A 1,306-nucleotide genomic window follows, 5' to 3' on the forward strand; every position below is an offset into this window, starting at 1 on the left:
GAAGTCTGACTGTACAGTCAGACTTTTTGATGTTTACTTTTTCTTTTTAATAGATAGATGCTAATAAGACTTAAGGACTTCCCAGAAATCAATAAAACTACTGTAATTGATAAAAAAAGAAGTGAATTGATATTGTGAATCAAAGTATGTAATAATACTAGCGATACAACTGTTAGAATATTACCAGTCATCAATAAGCGTTCCAGAGGATAGTAGCCATGTTGCTTATGCATTTCTAATTTTAATAGTCGACCAGCTGACAATTCTGCTAGGAAACAAATAGGTAGAGCTATCAAATTAATAAGAATCATAGACCAACCAAATCCTTGACCCAAACCTATATATGATAGACTATTTTGGGGAATTGTTGACGTGTGAATTATAAAATCAATCGTAAAGATAATGTCTATAAGGAGTAGTAGCGCTAACAGATAATGTAGTAAGAAGATTGTTCTTAACCGTTTATTAATCAATATTTCATTTCCTCCTACTTATTTACCAATAAGCTTATTATATCATAATGTATAATCAAACGTTCGTTAGTACTGATTAAAAGGTTTATGGAGGGGCGGTTACTATTGTTTCATTGAATTAGTAACTTTAACGACGAAATGTTATAATGTTATTAGTTTATAAAAGAGGAGATTGTATGCGTAAATTTTTCCAAGATGTTATTGTAGAGGTGGCTTATTATTTAGAGATTGCTTTGTCAGTTATTCTGGCAACAGCTATTATTTTCTTTAGTTTAGCACTCTTTCATGATTTGTTTAGCATGTTGTCTGTTGATCAAAATGTTGATAAGTTGTTCCAGACTTTCCTTGCTCGCGCCATGACAATAGCAGTCGGGATTGAGTTGATCAAAATGTTTTCAAAACCTTCCCCAGATACTTTAATTGAAGTGTTATTGTTTGCCTTAGCTCGTCAACTTGTAATTGAACATGGTAGTGTTTCAGATTACCTTATGGGGATTGCTTCAGTTGCTATTTTGTTTGCTGTTCGTAAATATCTTTTCACCCATTTTGATGGGTCAAGCAACATTGTTTTACGTGCTAATAACAAAGTCAAAAAAGCTAATATTTTAGCTAGGGTTCAACTACCTTGTCAACCCAATGAAACTTTAGGAGACTTACTTGTTCGTCATTTAAATGATGAGGAAAAGGACGTTGCTATTGGTTCAGTAGTCTATATTAATAACGTTGCATTGCGTGTTGATAGTATGCACGATGGTCTTGTGACACGTGTAGAAATCATTAGGAGTCTACATTAAAAAATATAAAAAATCATGTATCTTAGGATACATGATTTC

General features: G+C 32.5%; 2 protein-coding genes. One reads left to right on the forward strand and one right to left on the reverse strand.

Translation table 11 applies throughout. The features are described from left to right. Positions 1-17: 17 nt before the first annotated feature. Positions 18-311: a hypothetical protein gene (locus HMPREF9171_RS1000000113930; RefSeq protein WP_000600818.1), complete on the reverse strand. Its 294-nt coding sequence runs from the start codon at positions 309-311 to the stop codon at positions 18-20. Positions 312-649: 338 nt separating this feature from the next. Between HMPREF9171_RS1000000113930 and HMPREF9171_RS111025 the strand changes: the two genes are divergently transcribed. Beyond that, positions 650-1,267: a hypothetical protein gene (locus HMPREF9171_RS111025; RefSeq protein WP_001224528.1), complete on the forward strand. Its 618-nt coding sequence runs from the start codon at positions 650-652 to the stop codon at positions 1,265-1,267. The last annotated feature ends 39 nt before the right edge of the window (positions 1,268-1,306 follow it).

Origin of the sequence: Streptococcus agalactiae ATCC 13813 (assembly GCF_000186445.1) — a bacterium.
In the GTDB taxonomy this organism is placed as follows: domain Bacteria; phylum Bacillota; class Bacilli; order Lactobacillales; family Streptococcaceae; genus Streptococcus; species Streptococcus agalactiae.